This window comes from Streptomyces sp. CC228A (genome assembly GCF_021390935.1).
Taxonomy (GTDB): Bacteria; Actinomycetota; Actinomycetes; order Streptomycetales; family Streptomycetaceae; genus Streptomyces.
In genome coordinates this window covers 239,353-258,377 of the sequence record NZ_JAJPUI010000010.1, presented here as the reverse complement: position 1 = coordinate 258,377, position 19,025 = coordinate 239,353, and the positions used below count along the sequence as shown (strand labels likewise).

Genomic DNA, 19,025 nt, shown 5'->3' with positions numbered 1-19,025 from the left:
CGGGCCGCCGGAAACGCCCGGGGTACCGGGTGCCGGGCCCGCCGCCGGATGCGCCGCCGGATGCGCCGCCGCCGCTTCCGGCGCCGGAAGGCCGGGCGCGCAGGCCGACACTGCTCCGCCGGCGGCCGGTACGGAGACGCCCCCGGGCCCCGGGCAGTCGGCGGCGGAAGCCGCGGACCGCGCTCCTCAGCCCGCCGCGCCGGCTCCCGGCCCCCGGCCCGAGGTGCCAGAGCCCGAACCGTCAGAGCCCGAGCCGTCAGAGCCCGAGGCGTCGGAGGACGGCTCCCTGCCCGAGGCGTCGGAGGAGGGCTCCCGGCCCGAGGCCGCCGACCGGAGCCCCCGGCCCGAGGCCGGGGCGGCCGGGCGGCCGGACACCCCGGACGTCGGCCCCGCGTCCCTGCCCGGTTCCGGGGGACCGGTGCCGGGGCCCGACGTGCGGGGCGGTGCGCACGGGTCGGTGCGGGGGCGCGGGCACGGCGGGTCGCGCGGGCGCTGCCGCTGCCGGTAACCGCCCCGGCGCGCGGTATCCGCCGGGCCACCCACGCCCACGGCGCCGGCGAGTCGGGGCTCGGCAAACTCATCGAGCTGCACGCCGTGAACAGCGCCGGCGACGTGATGATCACCATCGCGCTCGCCTCCACCGTCTTCTTCTCCGTCCCGACCGACGAGGCCCGCGGCCGGGTCGCGCTGTACCTGGCCGTCACCCTCGCGCCCTTCACCCTCCTCGCGCCCGTCATCGGCCCGCTCCTCGACCACGTCCCGCACGGCCGCCGCGCCGCCATGGCCGGGGCGATGGCCGTCCGCGCCGTGCTCGCGCTGATCCTGTCCGGCGCCGTCGCCACCGGCGGACTGGAGCTGTACCCGGCCGCGCTCGGGGTGCTGGTGGCGTCCAAGGCGTACGGCGTGGTCAGATCCGCCGTCGTACCCCGGCTGCTGCCACCGCACTTCTCCCTGGTGAAGGCGAACTCCCGCGTCACCCTCGCCGGGCTGCTCGCCACCGGCGCCGCCGCACCCGTCGGCATCGGACTGAACACGATCGGCCCTGAGTGGCCGCTGTACGGCGCCTGCATCGTGCTCCTCACCGGTGCCGTCCTGGCGTTCACGCTGCCCCACAAGGTCGACTCCGCGCGGGGCGAGCGCAGGGCGCAGATCCTGCTGCACGGGGAGCGGAAGCCCGGCCTGCGGACCGTCGGCCCGGCGGTGCTGCACGCCCTCCAGGCGAACGCGGCGATCCGCGGGCTGTCCGGGTTCCTGATCTTCTTCCTGGCGTTCCTGCTGCGGGTGCACCCCCTCGACGGGCAGAGCGCCGCCGTCTCGATGCTGGTCGTGGGGGCGGCGGCGGGCACCGGCAACGCCTGCGGGACGGCCGTCGGGGCCTGGCTGAAGGCCCGCGCTCCCGAGGCCATCATCGCCACCATGCTGACGGTGCTGCTGGCCGCCGCGATCCTCGCCGCCGCCTTCTTCAGCGGGATCGCCGTCGCCGCGCTGGCCGCCGTGGCCGGGCTGGCCCAGGCCCTGTCCAAGCTGTCCCTGGACGCGCTGATCCAGCGGGACGTGCCCGAGTCCGTGCGCACCTCCGCCTTCGCCCGCTCGGAGACGCTGCTCCAGATGGCGTGGGTCGCCGGGGGCGCCGTCGGCATCGTGCTGCCCCTCGACGCGACCCTCGGCATGGTGGTCGCCGCGGCCCTCCCCGCCACCGGGGTGGCGGTCGCGGGACGCGGCCTGGCGGCGGCGGCCCGGCACGGCGGCGAGCACGGGCAGGGAGACGGGCAGGGGAGCGGGCAGGGACACAGGCGGGGAGGCGGGCAGGGGAACGCGCAGGGGACCGGAGACGGGCAGGGAGACGGGGAGGGACAGGTGCAGGGACGCGGCCGGGACGGCGGTGGCCCGGACGGGGGCGGGCGGCCGCGCGGCGGCCGGTTCCGGTACCGCCGTGCGCGGCGGCACCCGCGCGTCGGGTGAGCCCCGCCCGCGCCCCCGGCGGCGGGGCCCGATAGCCTTCGCCCCATGACCGTTGCGTTCCTCTCCGGAAGGGCCCGCCGGGCCGGCGTCGCTCTGGGTGCCGTCTCCGCCGGCCTGCTCGTCCTCTCCGCCTGCGATAAGCCGACGCCGCTCGCCACCGTGACGGTCGGCACCGACTCGGTGCACACCGAGGCCGCCTCCGGCTGCTACGACACCGGGGGCCTCAAGGAGTCCCAGGTCGAGAAGTGCGTCAGGGCGAAGGCCGGCGAGGTCGTCGAGGTGTCCCTGGACGACCGGATCCGCCTCGGCGTGGACCCCGAGATCGCCGAGAACGGCTGGACGCTGCTGATCAACGGCCAGCCCGCGGAGCAGGAGCCGTACAAGAAGACGTACCGCACGATCAACGCCAGCCCGTTCTTCAACAACCCGATGGGCGGCGAGACCGCGGACAGCGTCGACGTCACCATCCTGGAGACGCAGAAGAACAAGGCGATCGGCGTCTACCGCTTCACCTTCAAGAAGGTGTGACGCTGCGCGTCCTGGTGGTGACCGCGGTGGCGGCGGAGGGCTCCGCCGTCGCCCGCGGACTGGTCGGCTGCGGCACCCGGTCGTCGTGGCCGCTGCCCAGCGGGCACACCGTGACGAGCCACCTCCTCACCGGGCTGCGCCCGGCCCCCGGCGAGCAGGTTTCCGGCGCGCCCGGCGGCCCGGTGCCGCGCGGACGGGCCTCCGCCGCCCCGGCCGAGGGCCCTGCCGGCACGACCGGCAGCGACGCCCCCGCCCCCGACGGGCACGGCGCCCCCGTTCCGCCTCCGCCCCCACACCCGGCCCCTCCACCACCCGCGCGGACGGCTCTACCCGCGCGGACGGCTCCACCCCCGCGTACGGCTCCGCCGCGCCCGCGGACGGATCGGCCCCCGTGGACGATCCCCGTGCGGGCGGGCCGGGCCGTGACGGCCGGGTGGCCGCGCTGCCCCTCTCCCGGCTGACCGGCGCCGCCGCGCCCGCCGTCGACGTGCTCGCCGCCGGGGTGGGGCGGCCGCCGCCGCCGTCGGCGCCGCCACCGCCCTGGCCACCGCGCCCTACCCGTACGACCTCGTCGTCTCGGCGGGCATCGGCGGCGGCTTCGCCCCGCACGCCCCCGTCGGGTCCCTGGTCCTGTCGGACGCGATCGTCGCCGCCGACCTGGGCGCCGACACGCCCGACGGCTACCTGCCCGTCGAGCGGCTCGGCTTCGGCCGATCCGTGCACGTACCGCCGCCCGCCCTGACCGCCCGCCTCGCCGCCGCGCTGCGCGGCGCGGGCCCGCCGTGCCTCGTCGCGCCCGTGCTGACCGTGTCCACGGTGACCGGCACCGCCGCCCGCACCGCCGAGCTGGCCGCCCGCCACCCGCGCGCGGGCGCGGAGGCGATGGAGGGCTTCGGCGTGGCGGAGGCCGCCGCCGCGCACGGCGTGCCCGCCGTCGAGCTGCGGGCCGTCTCCAACACCGTGGGCCCGCGCGACCGGGCCGCGTGGCGGATACCCGAGGCCCTGGACGCGCTGCGGGCGGCGTTCGAGCCGCTGAGCACGACCGTCTTCGTGGAGGACTGAGCACCCTTGGACGCCACCCGCATCGCGTACTCCCCCTGCCCGAACGACACGTTCGTCTTCCACGCCTGGGCGCACGGGCTCGTCCCGGACGCCCCCCGGCTGGACGTCACCTTCGCGGACATCGACGTCACCAACGGCATCGCCGAACGCGGTGACGACGGCCCGGACGTGCTGAAGGTGTCGTACGCGGTGCTGCCGTGGATCATGGACCGGTACGCGCTGCTGCCGTGCGGCGGCGCGCTGGGCCGCGGCTGCGGCCCGCTGGTCCTCACCCGCGAGCCCGGCACCGGGACGGGGGCGGACCTGGCGGGGCGGACGGTGGCGGTGCCGGGCGAGCGCTCCACGGCGTACCTGCTGTTCCGGTTGTGGGCGGCGCAGGCGGTGCCCGGGGGAGTGGGCCGGGTCGTCGTGATGCCGTTCCACGAGATCATGCCCGCGGTCCGCGACGGGCGCGTGGACGCCGGGCTCGTCATCCACGAGGCGCGGTTCACGTACGGGCAGTACGGGCTGTCGTGCCTGGCCGACATGGGCGCGTACTGGGAGGCCGAGACGGGGCTGCCGATCCCGCTGGGCGCGATCGTCGCGAAGCGCTCGCTCGGCGCGGCGGCGCTGCGGCGGCTGGCGGACGCGGCGCGCGCGTCGGTCCGCGCGGCCTGGGCCGACCCGGACGCGTCCCGCGACTACGTCCGCGCCCACGCCCAGGAGATGGACCCCGAGGTGGCGGCCCGCCACATCGAGCTGTACGTCAACGCGTACACGGAGGACCTCGGCGACGAGGGCCGCGCGGCGGTGACCGCGCTCCTGGACCGCGCCGCGGCGGGCGGCCTGGTCCCGCAGCTCTCCCCGCACGCCCTCCGGCTGCCCTGACGCGCCCGGCTCCCGGCCGGGACGGGCCGCAGCGCGGCGCGCGGGGGCTGCGGCGCCGCCCGGGGCCGTCGGGTGGCGACTCCCTGGCGGGCCTCACAGCCCTGCCGGCGGGCGGGCGGCCGCCCGGCCCCCGCCTGCCGCGATCCCTGCGCGGTGTCCGGCTCGGTGGCTGCTCGGCCCGTCCGCGCGCACGGTCGCTCGGCGCCCCGCGGACGGGGCGTCCGCGACCGCGCGTACGGCCGCGACGGCGCGTGCGGCCGCGACGGTGCGTACGGCCGCGGGCAGGGCGGCGGTCGGTCGTCGGGCGGCGCCCCGGGACCAGGGCCCTCCACGGGGGCGCGGCCCGAGGCGGTACGGGCGGGTACGCCGCGGCCCCCGCGGCCGGCCCGTGCGGGGCGCGGCCGCGGGGGCCGGGCGGGTGCGGGCGGCTGCCCGCCTGGTCAGACGTCGAGCTGGTCCGCGACGGCCCGCAGCAGGCCCGCGATCTTCGCGCCGTGCGCCTTGTCGGGGTAGCGGCCCCGCTCCAGCATCGGGGTGATGTTCTCCAGCAGCGTCGTCAGGTCCTGCACGATCGACGCCAGCTCGTCCGGCTTGCGCCGCTGCGCCGCCGCCACCGACGGTGTGGGATCCAGGACCGTCAGGGACAGGGCCTGGTCGCCCCGCTGGCCCGCGACCACGCCGAACTCCACACGCTGCCCCGGCTTCAGGACGTCCACTCCGGCGGGGAGCACCGACGAGTGCACGAAGACGTCACCGCCGTCGTCGCGGGAGAGGAAGCCGAAGCCCTTCTCGCTGTTGAACCACTTGACCTTGCCGGTAGGCACGTCCTGTCCTCGTCTTCGTACTCGTCGGGTTACGCCATCGGAAAACGGCTCTTCACTGCACCGCGGCGGGTCACCCGGGGCCTCCCCCGAGCTCACCGCCGCGACCGAGCAGGGGGGACCCCTGGCGCATCAAGGCTAATGGTCGCGGCCCGGCTGACAAGACGCCGCCGGTTTGTTCCTCCGGCCTGGGAACTACCCTGGCCGAATGCGTAGTGAAACCACCGCGGGTGCCGCCGCGCCCGGCGACGGCCTGATCCGCGTCGGCGCCGTCGTCTTCATCATCGGCGCGGTCGCCACTCTCGTCACCATGGCACCGCTCTTCCTGGGCACCGAGCCCTTCCCCCCGATCGCCTACGGCGTGTGCATGCTCATGGGGGTCGGGTTCGGGATCGCCGGGGCGGGCGTGCTGCGCTCGATCGCCGCGCAGCGCCGTCAGGCCAGGGCGTCGGCGCCCTCGGCGTAGGCCGCCCACCAGGCGGGGAACGCCGTCAGGTCAGGCAGGACGACGTCCGCGCCGGCCGCCCGCAGGTCGTCCTCGCTGTACGGTCCGGTCGTCACCGACACGGCGAGCGCGCCCGCGGCCCGGGCGCCGCGTATGTCTCCCAGGTGGTCGCCCACGTACACCCGGGCGCCCTGGGCCCGCAGCGCCTCCGCCTTGGCCTCCGCCCACAGGCTGCCGACCACCGTGTCCGGCTTCAGGCCCACGTGCGTCAGGTGCAGGGTGGCGTGCGGCGCGTTCTTCGCGGTGACGACCATGGAGCGGCCGCCCGCGGCGCGAACGGCTTGAATTGCGTCCTCGGCGCCGGGCAGCGCGGGCGACGGGTGGATGGCGTGTGTGGGGTAGATCTCACGGTAGGCGGCCGCCATCTCCGCGATCCGCTCCTCCGGGAACCAGTGTGCGAGCTCGTGTTCGAGCGGCGGGCCGAGCCGGGACACCACCAGATCCGCGTCGATCCGCACCCCGGTGCGTGCCGACAGCTCCACGTAGGTGGCCCGGATACCGGGGCGTGAGTCGATGAGGGTCATGTCGAGGTCGAAACCCACAGTGAGTGTCATGGGCCCATTCTGCCGAGGGGGCAAGGGCCGTCCGGGCCCCTCCGCAGGCCGCGCCCCCGGAAGTGGCCGAGTCCCGACTGACGCGACCTGACGCGGGGGAGCCGGGTTGCCCGGAGGGCGGGCGAGGGACCTGGGTTGCCCGGGTTGGGTGCGCGGGGTTCGGGTCTGCTTGGGCTGGGTGTGTGTGGGGTGCGGGTCCGCTCGGGCCGGGTGTGCGGGGGAGCCGGGCCGCTCGGACCGGGTGTGTGCGGCGTCCGGGCGGCTCCGACCGGGTGGGTGACGGTGCGGGCGCGGCCGCGCGGTCAGGTGCGGCGGGAGCGCCAGACGAGGTACAGGGCCGAGGCGAGGGCGGCCGCGCGGACGACCCACGGCCAGGTCGCCGCCATCGCGTCCGTCAGGCCCGAGCCGCCGGCCGGGACGGGGTCGCCCCAGCGGCCGGTCAGGCGGCCCCACAGCCACAGGCCCCCGGCCGCGACCGCCACGCCGGGCAGGCCGAACACCGCCCACTTCGCCTGCGCGCGGCTCAGCTTCCCCGACGCGTACGCCAGGACCCAGCCGCCCCCAGGGCGAGCCAGGAGCCGAAGGCCGCACCCGCCACCAGCAGGGCAGCCGCCACGAGCAGCAGGGGGTTGCGCAGGTGCGCGCGGAGCTTCGCGGGCGGGGCCGGCTCCTTGGCGGGGGCCTCCGCGGGTGCCGTACCGGCCTGCGCCCTGCTGCGGCGGGGCAGCGGCAGCCTGCGCAGCAGCGCCCGCCGGCCGGCGGCCTCCCCGCAGGGTCGGCCGCCGTGCCCTCGGTGCCGTCCTCGTCCTTCTCCGGGGGTTCGAGGATGTCGGGGATCTCCACGCCGCCCAGGAAACCCGGCACCGGGCCCGCCGCGAACAGGTCCGTCGCCGCCGCCGGGTCGGGGGCACGGCCCGGGGCGGGGGCCGCCCCGGCGGCGGTGTCCACGCGCCACCACTCCGGTTCGGGGCGTCCGGCCCGGGCGTCCGCCGAGCCCGCCGCCTCGGCCGCGGGGCGGGGCGTGCTCGTGGTGCGCTGCTCCGGCACGGCGAGCGCGCCGCTCGCCACCGCCGTCACCACCGCTTCCGGCGTGCCCAGGCCCGCCAGGACACGCCGTACGGACGCCGGGTTGTCCGCGCCGCCCTCGCGGCGGCGGGCGATCTCGGTGCGCAGCGACGTCACGAGGTTCATCCGCTGTTTCGCGGGCAGTTGGCGCTGCTGCGCCAGGTCGCCCACCCGGCTCAGGTAGTCGAAGACCAGCTGGTCGCTCTCGATGTCCACAGGCCCTTGCACCCCTCCGCGGCCGACGCCCCTCGACGGTAGCGCCTCGGCCCGGGCCAGGGGCTAACGTGGTCCGGATGACGACCGGCGAGCGGGAGAGGGAGGCGCACGTGGCCGAGGAACACGGCGGTACGGCGGCGCCCCGCACCCTGGCCGCGGCCCTGCGGGGCCGGGACGACGAGGCGCTCGCCGCGCTGCTGCGGGCGCGGCCCGACCTGCTGGCGCCCGTGCCAGGCGACCTCACGCAGCTCGCCACCCGGGCCGGGACCCGCGCCTCGGTCGTACGGGCGCTGGAACGGCTCGACCGGTTCGCGCTCCAGACCGCCGAGGCCCTCGCGGTGGCGCCCGACCCGGCGCCGTACGAGGTGCTGCTCGCCCTCATGGCGGGCGACGGAGGCGACGACGAGGTCGCGGCCGCACTGCCGCGGGCCGTCGGAGCACTGCGCGACCAGGCCCTCGTGTGGGGCGACGACGACCGGCTGCGCCTGGTGCGGACGGCGCGGGAGCTGCTGACGCCCTCGCCCCGGCACCCGTCGCCGACCGGGCTCGGACCGACCGTCGCCGAGGCCACGTCAGGGATGTCGCCCCAGCGGCTCCAGGAGATCCTGCAGGCCCTGGGGCTGCCCTCCACCCATGACCCGGTGTCCGCCGTCGCCGCGCTGAGCGCCCTCTTCTCCGACCGGGAGCGGATGGCCGCGCTGCTGGACGAGGCGCCCGTCGAAGCGCTCGCCGTGCTGGACCGGCTCGTGTGGGGGCCGCCCTACGGCGAGGTCACCGCGAGCCCCACCCCGCCCGTGCGGTGGCTGCGGGACCGGGGGCTGCTGCTGCCCGCGTCGGCCCGCATGGTCGTCCTGCCGCGTGAGGCGGCGCTGCACCTGCGCGGCGGGCGGGCCCACCGGGAGCCGCAGCCGCTGCCGCCCGCCGTGGAGCCGGTGCGGAAGTACCGTCCACAGGTTGTGGACAACGCCGCGGCGGGGCAGGCCCACACCGCGCTCGCCACCGTCGAGGAGCTGCTCAAGGCGTGGGACCAGGGCGGACCGCCCGTGCTGCGGGCCGGTGGGCTGTCGGTGCGGGACCTGCGGCGCACCGCCGCGCTGCTGGACGTCTCCGAACGCGTCGCCGCCTTCTGGCTGGAGCTCGCGTACGCGGCGGGCCTGCTCGCCTCGGACGGCGAGGCCGACGAGCGGTACGCGCCGACGCCCGCGTACGACGAGTGGCGCGACCTGCCGCCGCGCGCCGCTGGGTGCGGCTGGCGCAGGTGTGGCTCGCGGCCACCCGCACGCCGGGGCTGGTCGGCGGGCAGGACGCCAAGGGCCGCACCCTGTCCGCGCTGGGCCCGGACCTGGACCGGGGCGCCGCGCCCGAGGTGCGCCGCCGGGTCCTGGGACTGCTGGCCGCGCTGCCCGCGGGCGGCGCCCCGGAGGCGGAGTCCGTGCTGGCGCGGCTGCGGTGGGAGCGGCCGCTGCGCCAGGCCCAGGGCACGGGCGCGGACCTGCGGGCCCGGCTGGCGACGTGGGCGCTGGAGGAGGCGGAACTGCTCGGCATGACGGGCCGCGGCGCGCTGTCGGCGCACGGCCGCGCGCTGGTCGGGGAGGGCCGGGAAGGCAGGGAGGGGCGGGAGAGCGGGGCGGGCCGGGAAAGCCGCGACGCCGTGGCCGGGGCCGACGCCGTGGCCGGGGAAGGGGCGGGGGCAGGTGGGGCCGTGGGGGCTCTCGTGGCGGCCGGAGGTGGCGCTGGGGGCGGGGCTGAGGCTCCCGCAGGTGCGGAGGCGTCCGTTTCCGTTTCCGTTTCCGCTGGTGATGGTGCTCGTGCTGCTGCCGGGGGTGCCGGGGGTGCCGGGGGTGCCGGGGGTGCCGGGGGTGGCATGGGGGCGGGTGTCGGCGGTGCCAGCGGTGTCTCTGAGGCCGGTGGTGCGGCGGGGGCCCGGGCGGCGGGCGGTGCCGAGGCCGCCGTCGCCCTGCTCGCGCCGCTGCTGCCGGAGCCCGTCGACCACGTCCTGCTCCAGGCCGACCTGACGGCCGTCGCGCCCGGCCCCCTGCGCCGGCCGCTGGCCGACGCCCTCGCCGTGCTCGCCGACGTGGAGTCCAAGGGCGGCGCCACCGTCTACCGCTTCACGCCCGCCTCCGTGCGGCGCGCCCTCGACGCCGGGCGCACCGCGGCCGAGCTGCACGCCTTCCTCACCGAGCACTCCCGCACCCCGGTCCCGCAACCGCTGACGTACCTTGTCGACGACGTGGCCCGCAGGCACGGCCACCTCCGCGTCGGTGCCGCCTCCTCCTACCTGCGCTGCGACGACGACGCCCTGCTGGGCGAGATCCTCGCCGACCGCCGCTCCGCCCCCTGGGGCTGCGCCGCCTCGCGCCCACCGTCCTGGCGGCCGCGGCGGACCCGGCGACGCTCCTCGAAGGGCTGCGCGCCCTGGGGTACGCCCCGGCGGCCGAGTCCGCGGAGGGCGACGTCGTGATCGCCCGCGCCGACGCGCACCGCACCCCGCCCCGCACCGCACCGGTCCCCGTGCCCGACGGGCCGCCCGTGCCCGACGCCACGCTCCTGGGCGCCGCGGTGCACGCCATCCGCGCCGGGGACCGCGCCGCCACCGCCCCGCGCAAGCCGGAGCCCGCGGCCGCCGGCACCGGCGCCGGCGACCTGCCCCGCACCTCGCCCGCCGAGACCCTCGCCACCGTCCAGGCCGCGGCCCTCACCAACACGGCCGTGTGGATCGGGTACGTCAATGCCGACGGCGCCGCCAGCCAGCGCGTCATCGCTCCCGTCCGTGTCGAAGGCGGCTTCGTCACGGCGTACGACCACACGGCGGACGAGGTCCGCACCTACCCCCTGCACCGCATCACGGGTGTCGCCGAACTGGCCGACGACGCCCCGGCGGACGCCTGACGGGAATTCACCGGCCGGGCCCCCGTCATGGGGGGTCCAGCTTTCCCGATGGGCCCATTCGATAATCCGAAGCTGAATCGTTTGACGTTATTCCCGACCGGCGCCTACGTTTTCTGTGTCGGAAATTTCTGATGCCGGCGAGGCGATATCGGCCCGCGATCTTCCCTGTTCAGGGCGCATCTCGGGTTTCGCCGTGTGCGCTCTCCGCATACGCCTACGTCAGATCTCCTACAGATCCACGTGTTGTTTCTGCAATATTCAACTCCCATAGTAGCGCAGAAAACCAATTGTCTGGGGGACAATTCTCGTGACCACCGTGAACAAACTCGTCCAGGTCGCCGGCATCATCGACGCGGCCGAGGCCGACATGATCATCGGCGAGGGTGCCGACTGGATCGGCTTCGCCCTGCGGCTGCCCTCCGGCAAGGACGACATCCCCGAGCAGGACGCCGCCGCGATCATCAAGGGCCTCGAAGCCCCCCACGCGGGCGTCCTCATCAGCTACCTGACGAAGGCCGACGAGGTCAGCGCCTTCTGCGACGAGCTCGGCGTCGTCGCCGTCCAGCTCCACGGCGACGTGGAGACCGAGGAGCTGCGGCGCCTCAAGGAGCTGCGCCCCGAGCTGTTCGTCCTCAAGTCCCTGGTCGTCAAGGAGGACAACGCCGAGGAGCTGCTCGCGCTCGTCGACGAGACCCACCCGTACGTCGACATGTACATCACCGACACCTTCGACCCGAAGACCGGTGCCAAGGGCGCCACGGGCCTCACCCACGACTGGAACGTCTCCGCGGAGCTCGTCCGCCGCTCCCCGAAGCCGCTGATGATGGCGGGCGGCCTGAACCCGGAGAACGTCGGGGACGCGATCCGCGCCGTGCGGCCCGCCGCCGTCGACGCCCACACGGGTCTGGAGGGTCCCGACGGGCGCAAGGACCGCGCCAAGGTCGCCAAGTTCATCGCCGAGGCGCGCCGCGCCTTCGAGGACATCGACGGCGGCGACCGCCTCGTCTGACCCGGACCGCGGTGGCCGCGGCGCGGACCGCGTCCCCGGCCCGCGGCGGACGTCCCGCGCGGTCGTCCGGCGGCAGGCCGTACGGCTCCGCGAGGGCCCGACCGTGCAGCAGCGGCGCTCGCGCCGCCATCGGGCCGCGGCGGGCACCGGATCGCGGCGCCGACCCGCGGGCTGCGCGGCGCATGCGCCCGGGGCGGTCCGTCGAGCGGAACCGGCACCCGGGGCCGTACCGCGGTGTTCCGTCCGTCCGGTACGGGGCGGATCCCGGCCGAGTGCCGTACCGGCCCGTCCGGACCGTGTGCCGTGCGTGGTGGGTCGCGGACCTGCGTCCTGTCGCGGGGCGCGCTGCTCCTGCCGGCGGCGGGGGCCTGCGCGGGCGTCCGCGAGGGCCGCGGTCCGTCCGTACCGCCCGTGGGCCCGTCCCTCGGGCAGCCGTCGGGCCCCGCACGCGTCGACCTGCCGCACCCCGAACCGCCCTGGTCGCACCGCCGCACCGCACCGCTACACCGCACCGCTACACCGCACCGCTACACCGCACCGCTACACCGCACCGCTACACCGCACCGCTACACCGCACCGCACTGCCGCTGTCGACGCCGGCCGCAGGTCCGCCCGGCTGCGTCCGGCCGTACATCCCGCACCCGCGCTTCGAGCCGCACACCCCGCGCTTCGAGCCTCAGCACCTCAGACCCGAGCCTCAGCACCTCAGACCCGAGCCGCAGCACCTCAGACCCGAGCCGGCTTCAGCGACCCCGGGCCGCACACCCGGAGTCCCGGCCGCAGGGCCGGAAAGCCCGCGCCGCGCGCCGCACACCCCGGCCGCGCGCCGCACGGGCCGGAACCGACCTGCCCTGACGCCCACCGCATGCCCCACCCACGGCAGCGGCGGCACCACCGCAGGTCACTCCCCGGCCGCAGGCCGCGCCCGCCCGGGGCCCGAGCCGCCGCCCCGGCGCGCATTCGCACCACCCGAACTACCCGAACCGCCCGAACCGCCGGCACCACCAGCCCCACCGGCACGCCCCAGCCCAACCCCCAGCCGTACGCCAGCAGGCCCGCAGCGTGCGCACCCCGCGTGCCGCGCGCCCCGGGCCCGTACCTCCCACCACCGCAGCAAGCCGTACGTCCCAGCCGCAGCCCGTCCACCCCGTCGTCCCACCCCCGTCGTCCCACCCCTGTCGTCAGCCCCCGGCCCGCACGCGCCGTGCCGCCGCCGGGCGCCGCGCATCCCGCCGCGGCGCCCGCCGCGCGGCGCACCGCGACCGCGCCGGGGAACACCGAGGAGATGTTCGTCGTGACCACCGGCCCCACCACCGGCCACCCCGTCCAGCCCGCCCCCGACGACCGCGCCGTCCCCGCGCCCGCCCAGGTCCATCCGCTGCCGCAGACCGACCAGCTCCGCGCGATGCACACGATCATCCGCGACCGGGGCTGCGCCCGGGAGGACTTCGTCTTCTACTCCCGCCGGATCATGCGCCTCCTGCTGGAGGCCGGCTGCGACCTGCTGCCGTTCGCCAAGAAGGACGTCACCACCCCCGTGGGGGCCACCTACGAGGGGCTCGTCCTCGACGCGAAGCCGTGCGCCGTGTCCGTCATCCGCGCCGGCGAGGCCATCGAGGGGGAGCTGCGCGACATCCTGCCGGGCGCGCCCATCGGCAAGATCCTCATCCAGCGCGACAAGCAGACGAAGCTGCCGCACCTCTACTACCGGCACCTGCCCGCCGACATCGCGGAGCGCCACGTCCTGCTGCTCGAACCGATGCTCGCCACCGCGGGGTCCGCGCTCGCCGCGATCGACGTCCTCGTCGACGCGGGCGTGGCCGAGGACCGCATCATCATGATCAACTTCCTGTCGTCGCCGGAGGGGCTGCGCCGCGTCGCCGCCGAGCGCCCGGGCGTGCGCGTCGTCACGAGCGCCGTCGAGGAGGCCATGAACGAGCACGCCTTCATGATTCCCGGCATCGGGGACTTCGGTGACCGGTTCTTCGGCACCACCGACTCCGGGGCCCGGGCATGACGGGGCAGCGTCTCGCGACGACCTCCGCGGTCACCGCCCTCGTCCCGGCGGTGTGGGGGTCCACGTACCTGGTCACCACGGAGTTCCTGCCGCCGGACGTGCCCCTGCTGGCCGCCACCGTGCGGGCGCTGCCGGCCGGCCTGGTCCTGCTGCTCGTCACCCGAGTCCTGCCCCGGGGCGTCTGGTGGTGGCGGGCCGCCGTCCTCGGCGTCCTCAACATCGGCGCGTTCTTCTACTTCCTCTTCCTCGCCGCCTACCACCTGCCGGGCGGTGTGGCCGCGCTCGTCATGTCGATCCAGCCGATGATCGTGCTGCTGCTCGGCGCGCTGATGCTGGGCGACAGGATCAAGCCCGTGCACGTCGCCGCGTCCGTGATCGCCACCGCGGGCATCGCGCTGCTCGTGCTCCAGCCAGGGGCGGGACTGGACGCCGTCGGTGTCGTCGCCGGTCTGCTCGGCGCCCTCTCCATGGCGGCCGGCATCGTCCTGACGAAGCGGTGGGGCCGCCCCGAAGGCGTCACGCTGCTGACGTTCACCGGCTGGCAGCTCACCGTCGGCGGGCTCGTGCTGCTGCCCATCACCCTGGTGGGCGAGGCCCTGCCGGAGCGGCTGACCTGGACCAACGTCGGCGGCTTCGCCTACCTCAGCGTCATCGGCGCCCTCATCGCGTACGTCCTGTGGTTCCGCGGCATCGCGCGGCTGCCCGCCCTGGCCGTCTCGTTCCTGTCGCTGATCTCGCCGCTGTGCGCGACCGTGCTCGGCTACCTGTTCCTCGACCAGGGCCTGCGGCCCCTCCAGCTCCTCGGGGCCGCCGCCGTCATCGGCGCCGTCATCCTCGCCCAGCCGCGCGGCGGGGGGACCCGACCGGCGGCTCCCGCCGACCCACCGGCACCGGACCGGACCGCCGGGGCCGCCGCGGGCCGCGCCCCGGACGGCGGCGCCCGCACCTGACCCGCCCGCACCCGGACCGCGGCGCGCCCGGCCCGTGCCCGTAGCGGCGTACCCGTCCGCAGGGACCGCGGCGCCTGCCGGGCCGCACCCGGGAGCCTGCAGGCCAGGGGCGCGGCGCGCCCGCCCACCTGTGCCGGTACCCGGACGCCGGGGGCGCGGCGCCCGCCCCGGCCCGCCGTCCGTACCCCGCAGCGGCGTCCACCGCGACCGGCCCGGGGCCGCAGCCGCAGCGGCGTCCACCGTGACCGGTTCGGCGCCGGAGCCCGAGGCGGCGGCGGAACGCGGCCGGTCCCGGGCCCGCGCCCCGAGGCGGCGCCACCGGGACCGGACCCCTCCCGCAGCACCCCGCCCCACCGCACGCCCCCACCGTGCGCCGCATCCTTCGCACCACCCGCACGGCCCGCCGTGCACCGCGCACCCCGAAGGCACCACGACGCGCACCACCCCGCACGTCCCGCCGTGCACCGCACGTCCCGCCGTGCACCGCACGTCCCGCCGTGCACCGCACGGCCCGCCGTGCACCGCGCACCCCGAAGGCACCACGACGCGCACCACCCCGCACGGCCCGCCGTGCACCCGCACCGCCCCGCACGGCCCGCCGTGCACCAGTACCTGTTCCACCGGCTTCACCACGTCCACCACCGCCCGACCCGGCCACTCACACCCTGGGGGACCACGCATGAGCATCCGCGCACCGCGACCCGTCATATCCCACAAGGGCGTCACCCTGAGCGCCCTGCTGAGCGACCAGGCCCGACTGCGGCCCGACGACGTCGCCGTCACCAGCCCGGCAGAGGAGGAGGGGAGTACCGGCCGCGGCGACCTCACGTTCCGACAACTGGACGAGGCGGCCACCCGCCTCGCGGGGCACCTGGTGCGGCTCGGTGTCGTACCGGACACCTGCGTCGGCCTGTACGCCGAGGCGTCCGCCGAGCTCGTGACCGGCGCCTGGGGCATCCTCACCGCCGGCGCCGCCTACCTGCCGCTGTCCCCGGACTACCCCGAAGAGCGGCTCCGGTACATGGTCGAGGACTCTGGCACCCGGGTCATCGTCACCCAGGAGCACCTGCGGGACCGCGCCCTGCGCCTGGCCCCGGAGGGCACCGCCGTCGTCACCGCCGAGGAGGCCGCCCGGGCCGCCGCGGCCGCGGCCCCCGGCGAGGAGCCGCGGCTGCCGGAGCCGTCCGGGCACCACCTCGCGTACGTGATCTACACCTCCGGCAGCACCGGCACGCCCAAGGGCGTGATGATCGAGCAGCGCAGCATCGTCTCCCAGATGCGCTGGCTGGCCAGCCTGGGCCACCTGGGGCCCGGCGTGTCGATCCTGCAGAAGACGCCCATGAGCTTCGACGCCGCCCAGTGGGAGATCCTCGCGCCCGCCACCGGGTCCCGCGTCGTCACCGGCAGGCCCGGCCTGTTCCGGGACCCCGAGGCGCTCGTCGCCACCATCCGCGCCCACGAGGTGACCGCGCTCCAGGCGGTGCCGACCCTGCTCCAGGCCCTCGTCGACACCGAGCAGCTCGGCACCTGCGCGTCCCTGACCCGCGTCTTCTCCGGTGGCGAGGCCCTCACCCGTACCCTCGCCGCGGACCTCTTCGCGGCGCTCCCCGGGGTGTCCGTCGTCAACCTGTACGGGCCGACGGAGACGACGATCAACGCCACCTCGCACTGGATCGACCCCGACGCCTTCGACGGCTCCACCGCGGGCACCGTGCCGATCGGCATCCCCGCCGACAACGTCACCTGCTACATCCTCGACGAGAACCGGCAGCCGGTCGACATCGGCGAGAGCGGCGAGCTGTTCATCGGCGGATGCCAGCTGGCCCGCGGCTACATCGGCCTGCCGGAGCAGACCGCCCAGCGGTTCGTCACCTCGCCGTTCAACCCGACCGAGCGGCTGTACCGCACCGGCGACCTGTGCCAGTGGAACGCCGACGGCACCATCCAGTTCGTCGGCCGCACCGACAACCAGGTCAAGCTGCGCGGCTACCGCGTCGAACTGGAGGAGGTCGCCGCCCGCATCGAGCAGCACCCGTGGGTGCGGCACGCCGCCGCCGTCGTCACCGACGACCCCCGCACCGGCAGCGCGGCGCTCGTCGCCGCGGTCGAGCTCAACGAACGCACCGCCGCCGTCATGGACCAGGGCCGCAGCGACGCCGCCCACCACCAGTCCAAGGCGTCGAAGGTCCAGGTCAAGGCGCAGCTGTCGAACCCGGGCCTGCGGGAGCCCGCGGAACTCGCCGGCCTCCCCGCGACCCCGCTGCCGGGCCGGGAGGCCACGGCGGAGCAGCGGCGCGCCGCGTTCGCCCGCAAGACGTACCGCTTCTACGACGGCGGGCCCGTCACCCGGGACGACGTCCTCGGCCTGCTCGCGGCCGCCGCCCCGGCCGGGCCGGAAGGCGCCCACGCGCCGCAGGGCACCCTCTCGCTCCTCGAACTGGGCGAGATCCTCCGCTGGTTCGGCCCGTTCCGCAGCGACGAGCGGCTGCTGCCGAAGTACGCCTACGCCTCCCCGGGCGCCCTCTACGCCACGCAGCTGTACGTGGAGACCGGCGGGCTGCCCGGCCTTGAGCCCGGCCTCTACTACCACCACCCCGTCGACCACACCCTGGTGCGGGTCGCGGACGCCGCCGGCGGGCTGCCCGCCGACGGCCTGCGCGTCCACTTCCTCGGCAAGCGGCGCGCCATCGAGCCCGTCTACAAGAACAACGTCGTGGAGGTGCTGGAGTTCGAGGCCGGCCACATGGTCGGGGTCTTCGAGGAGGTCCTGCCCCGGTACGGCCTCGCCATCGCCCCGCACGGCTTCGAGCCGCGCGTGAAGGACCGCCTGGGCGTCGCCGACGAGGACCACTACCTCGGCACGTTCACCATCGGCGGCGGCACCGCGGCCCGGTCCGCGGGCGACGACGTCGACCTGTACGTCCAGGCCCACGGCGACCGCGTGGCGGGCCTGCCCGGGGGCCTGTACCGCTACCGGGACGGCGAGCTGGCGCCCCTCGGCCCCGGCGTCGTCGAGCAGCGCCACGTCATCGCCATCAACCAGGGCGTGTACGAGCGGGCCGCGTTCGGCGTCAGCGCGGTCGCCCGCACCGGCGAGGACTGGCTGCGCTACGTCTGCCTCGGCGCCCGCCTGCACCGGCTCCAGCGGGTCCCCGGCATCGGCCTGATGTCGTCCGGCTACTCCTCCAAGACCGGCAACCCGCTGCCCGCGTCCCGCCGCCTGGACGACCTGCTGGCCGCGGCCGGCGAACCCGCCGCACCCGCCTCGTACTTCTTCGTCGGCGGCCGCATCAGCGACGAGCAGGCCGCCCACGAGGGCATGAACGAGGACGCCGTGCACACCAAGGGCCCGGCGGAGATGATCCGCGACGACCTCGCCCGCTTCCTGCCGGACTACATGATCCCGGCGCGGGTCCTCGTCGTGAACGCCCTGCCGACCACCGCCAACGGCAAGATCGACCAGAAGGCCACGGCACGCCTGCCCGAGGTCACCGCCGCCCGCACCGCCGCGCCCTACGTGGCGCCCGCGACGGCGACCGAGCGCTGGCTGGCCGCCGAGTGGGGCCGCACCCTGCGCTACGACGACGTGTCCACGCAGGACGAGTTCTTCGCGTCCGGCGGGAACTCCCTGCACGCGGTGGCCCTCGTCAACCGCATCAACCGCGAGTTCGGCGCGGAGCTGCCGCTCCAGGTCCTCTTCGAGACGCCGCGGCTCGCGGACCTCGCCGCCCGCATCGACGAGGGCGCCCCGCGCCGCGCCTCCCGCCTCGTGCGGCTCCACGCCGGCGGCTGCGGCACCGGCAGCCCGGTGTTCTGCTGGCCCGGCCTCGGCGGCTACCCGATGAACCTGCGGCTGCTCGGCGGCGCCGCCGCGCCCGGCCGGGACTTCTACGGCGTGCAGGCGCACGGCATCAACGCCGGTGAGGAGCCGTACGGCACGATCCGCGAGATGGCGATGGCCGACGTGGCGGAGATCCGCCGCGTCCAGCCCAGCGGGCCGTACACGCTGTGGGGCTACTCCTTCGGGGCGCGCGTCGCCTTCGAGGCGGCCTGGCAGCTGGAGCAGTCCGGCGAGAAGGTGGACCGGCTGATGCTGATCTGCCCCGGCAACCCGAAGGTCCGCGCGGCCGACGGCCACCGCTGGGGCCGCGAGTCCAGCTACGCGAACCCCGCGTACGTGACGATCCTGTTCTCCGTCTTCAAGGGCACCATCCAGGGGCCCGAGCTGGAGGAGTGCCTGCGCCGGGTCACCGACGAGGAGTCGTTCGTGGAGTTCACGGCGGGCCTGCTGCCTGAGCTCGGCACGGAGACGGTCCGCCGCATCACCCGGATCGTGTCGGCGACGTACGAGTTCGAGTACGGCTTCCGCGAGCTGCGGGAGCGCCGCATCGACGCCCCCGTCACCATCTTCAAGGCCCGCGGCGACGACTACTCGTTCGTGGAGGGCAGCTCCGGCTACTCCGCGGAGCCGCCGCGGATCGTCGAGCTGGAGGGCGACCACTACGAAGTGCTGAAGACCGGCGGTGTGGACGAACTCTCAAGCGCGATCCGGATACTGACCAGCGATCAGTGAGTCG

At 76.2% G+C, this 19,025-nt stretch carries 12 protein-coding genes and 1 pseudogene; 10 read left to right on the top strand and 3 right to left on the bottom strand.

Annotated features, from left to right (window positions below; all coding sequences use genetic code 11):
* Positions 1 to 594 precede the first annotated feature (594 nt).
* The 4 genes from L6E17_RS25870 (at position 595) to L6E17_RS25855 (ending at position 4,419) form a co-directional block, all read left to right on the top strand.
* On the top strand, positions 595 to 1,962 hold the full coding sequence (locus tag L6E17_RS25870) for an MFS transporter (protein ID WP_374109148.1): 1,368 nt from the start codon (positions 595 to 597) through the stop codon (positions 1,960 to 1,962).
* A gap of 45 nt (positions 1,963 to 2,007) precedes the next feature.
* The gene (locus L6E17_RS25865) at positions 2,008 to 2,490 is read left to right on the top strand and encodes a DUF2771 domain-containing protein (RefSeq protein ID WP_236243097.1); all 483 of its coding nucleotides are present in this window, start codon (positions 2,008 to 2,010) and stop codon (positions 2,488 to 2,490) included.
* A 540-nt stretch (positions 2,491 to 3,030) separates the two neighbouring features.
* Complete coding sequence (locus L6E17_RS25860; protein WP_374109150.1) at positions 3,031 to 3,552, top strand: futalosine hydrolase; 522 nt, start codon at positions 3,031 to 3,033, stop codon at positions 3,550 to 3,552.
* A 6-nt stretch (positions 3,553 to 3,558) separates the two neighbouring features.
* On the top strand, positions 3,559 to 4,419 hold the full coding sequence (locus tag L6E17_RS25855) for a 1,4-dihydroxy-6-naphthoate synthase (RefSeq protein WP_236243096.1): 861 nt from the start codon (positions 3,559 to 3,561) through the stop codon (positions 4,417 to 4,419).
* 440 nt (positions 4,420 to 4,859) lie between these two features.
* On the opposite strand, the gene L6E17_RS25850 is transcribed toward L6E17_RS25855, so the two are convergent.
* Positions 4,860 to 5,243 carry a cold-shock protein gene (locus L6E17_RS25850; protein ID WP_236243095.1) on the bottom strand — a complete coding sequence of 128 codons (384 nt, stop codon included), beginning with the start codon at positions 5,241 to 5,243 and terminating at the stop codon, positions 4,860 to 4,862.
* 205 nt (positions 5,244 to 5,448) lie between these two features.
* Between L6E17_RS25850 and L6E17_RS25845 the strand changes: the two genes are divergently transcribed.
* Positions 5,449 to 5,706 carry a hypothetical protein gene (locus L6E17_RS25845; RefSeq protein WP_236243094.1) on the top strand — a complete coding sequence of 86 codons (258 nt, stop codon included), beginning with the start codon at positions 5,449 to 5,451 and terminating at the stop codon, positions 5,704 to 5,706.
* On the opposite strand, the gene L6E17_RS25840 is transcribed toward L6E17_RS25845, so the two are convergent.
* Positions 5,676 to 6,299, bottom strand: coding sequence for an HAD family hydrolase (locus L6E17_RS25840; RefSeq protein ID WP_236243093.1), 624 nt, complete (start codon positions 6,297 to 6,299; stop codon positions 5,676 to 5,678). The genes L6E17_RS25845 and L6E17_RS25840 overlap by 31 nt on opposite strands.
* 302 nt (positions 6,300 to 6,601) lie before the next feature.
* On the bottom strand, positions 6,602 to 6,799 hold the full coding sequence (locus tag L6E17_RS25835; protein WP_236243092.1) for a hypothetical protein: 198 nt from the start codon (positions 6,797 to 6,799) through the stop codon (positions 6,602 to 6,604).
* Positions 6,800 to 7,657: 858 nt separating this feature from the next.
* Here L6E17_RS25835 and L6E17_RS25830 point away from each other — a divergent pair.
* The 5 genes and pseudogenes from L6E17_RS25830 (at position 7,658) to L6E17_RS25810 (ending at position 19,021) form a co-directional block, all read left to right on the top strand.
* Positions 7,658 to 10,472: pseudogene (locus L6E17_RS25830) on the top strand (helicase-associated domain-containing protein).
* 307 nt (positions 10,473 to 10,779) lie between these two features.
* Positions 10,780 to 11,481 carry a phosphoribosylanthranilate isomerase gene (locus tag L6E17_RS25825; RefSeq protein ID WP_079169345.1) on the top strand — a complete coding sequence of 234 codons (702 nt, stop codon included), beginning with the start codon at positions 10,780 to 10,782 and terminating at the stop codon, positions 11,479 to 11,481.
* Between the two features lie 1,285 nt (positions 11,482 to 12,766).
* Positions 12,767 to 13,498 carry a uracil phosphoribosyltransferase gene (gene upp, locus L6E17_RS25820; RefSeq protein ID WP_268985628.1) on the top strand — a complete coding sequence of 244 codons (732 nt, stop codon included), beginning with the start codon at positions 12,767 to 12,769 and terminating at the stop codon, positions 13,496 to 13,498.
* Positions 13,495 to 14,448, top strand: a complete 954-nt coding sequence (locus L6E17_RS25815; protein WP_236243091.1) for an EamA family transporter — start codon at positions 13,495 to 13,497, stop codon at positions 14,446 to 14,448. The genes upp and L6E17_RS25815 overlap by 4 nt, the downstream gene beginning before the upstream one ends.
* A gap of 679 nt (positions 14,449 to 15,127) precedes the next feature.
* Positions 15,128 to 19,021: an amino acid adenylation domain-containing protein gene (locus tag L6E17_RS25810; RefSeq protein ID WP_236243090.1), complete on the top strand. Its 3,894-nt coding sequence runs from the start codon at positions 15,128 to 15,130 to the stop codon at positions 19,019 to 19,021.
* The last annotated feature ends 4 nt before the right edge of the window (positions 19,022 to 19,025 follow it).

Coding starts and splice junctions, on each gene's coding strand:
- L6E17_RS25865 (WP_236243097.1), top strand. CDS start 2,008: ATGACCGTTGCGTTCCTCTCCGGAAGGGCCCGCCGGGCCGGCGTCGCT.
- L6E17_RS25845 (WP_236243094.1), top strand. CDS start 5,449: ATGCGTAGTGAAACCACCGCGGGTGCCGCCGCGCCCGGCGACGGCCTG.
- L6E17_RS25840 (WP_236243093.1), bottom strand. CDS start 6,299: ATGACACTCACTGTGGGTTTCGACCTCGACATGACCCTCATCGACTCA.
- upp (WP_268985628.1), top strand. CDS start 12,767: ATGTTCGTCGTGACCACCGGCCCCACCACCGGCCACCCCGTCCAGCCC.
- L6E17_RS25815 (WP_236243091.1), top strand. CDS start 13,495: ATGACGGGGCAGCGTCTCGCGACGACCTCCGCGGTCACCGCCCTCGTC.
- L6E17_RS25810 (WP_236243090.1), top strand. CDS start 15,128: ATGAGCATCCGCGCACCGCGACCCGTCATATCCCACAAGGGCGTCACC.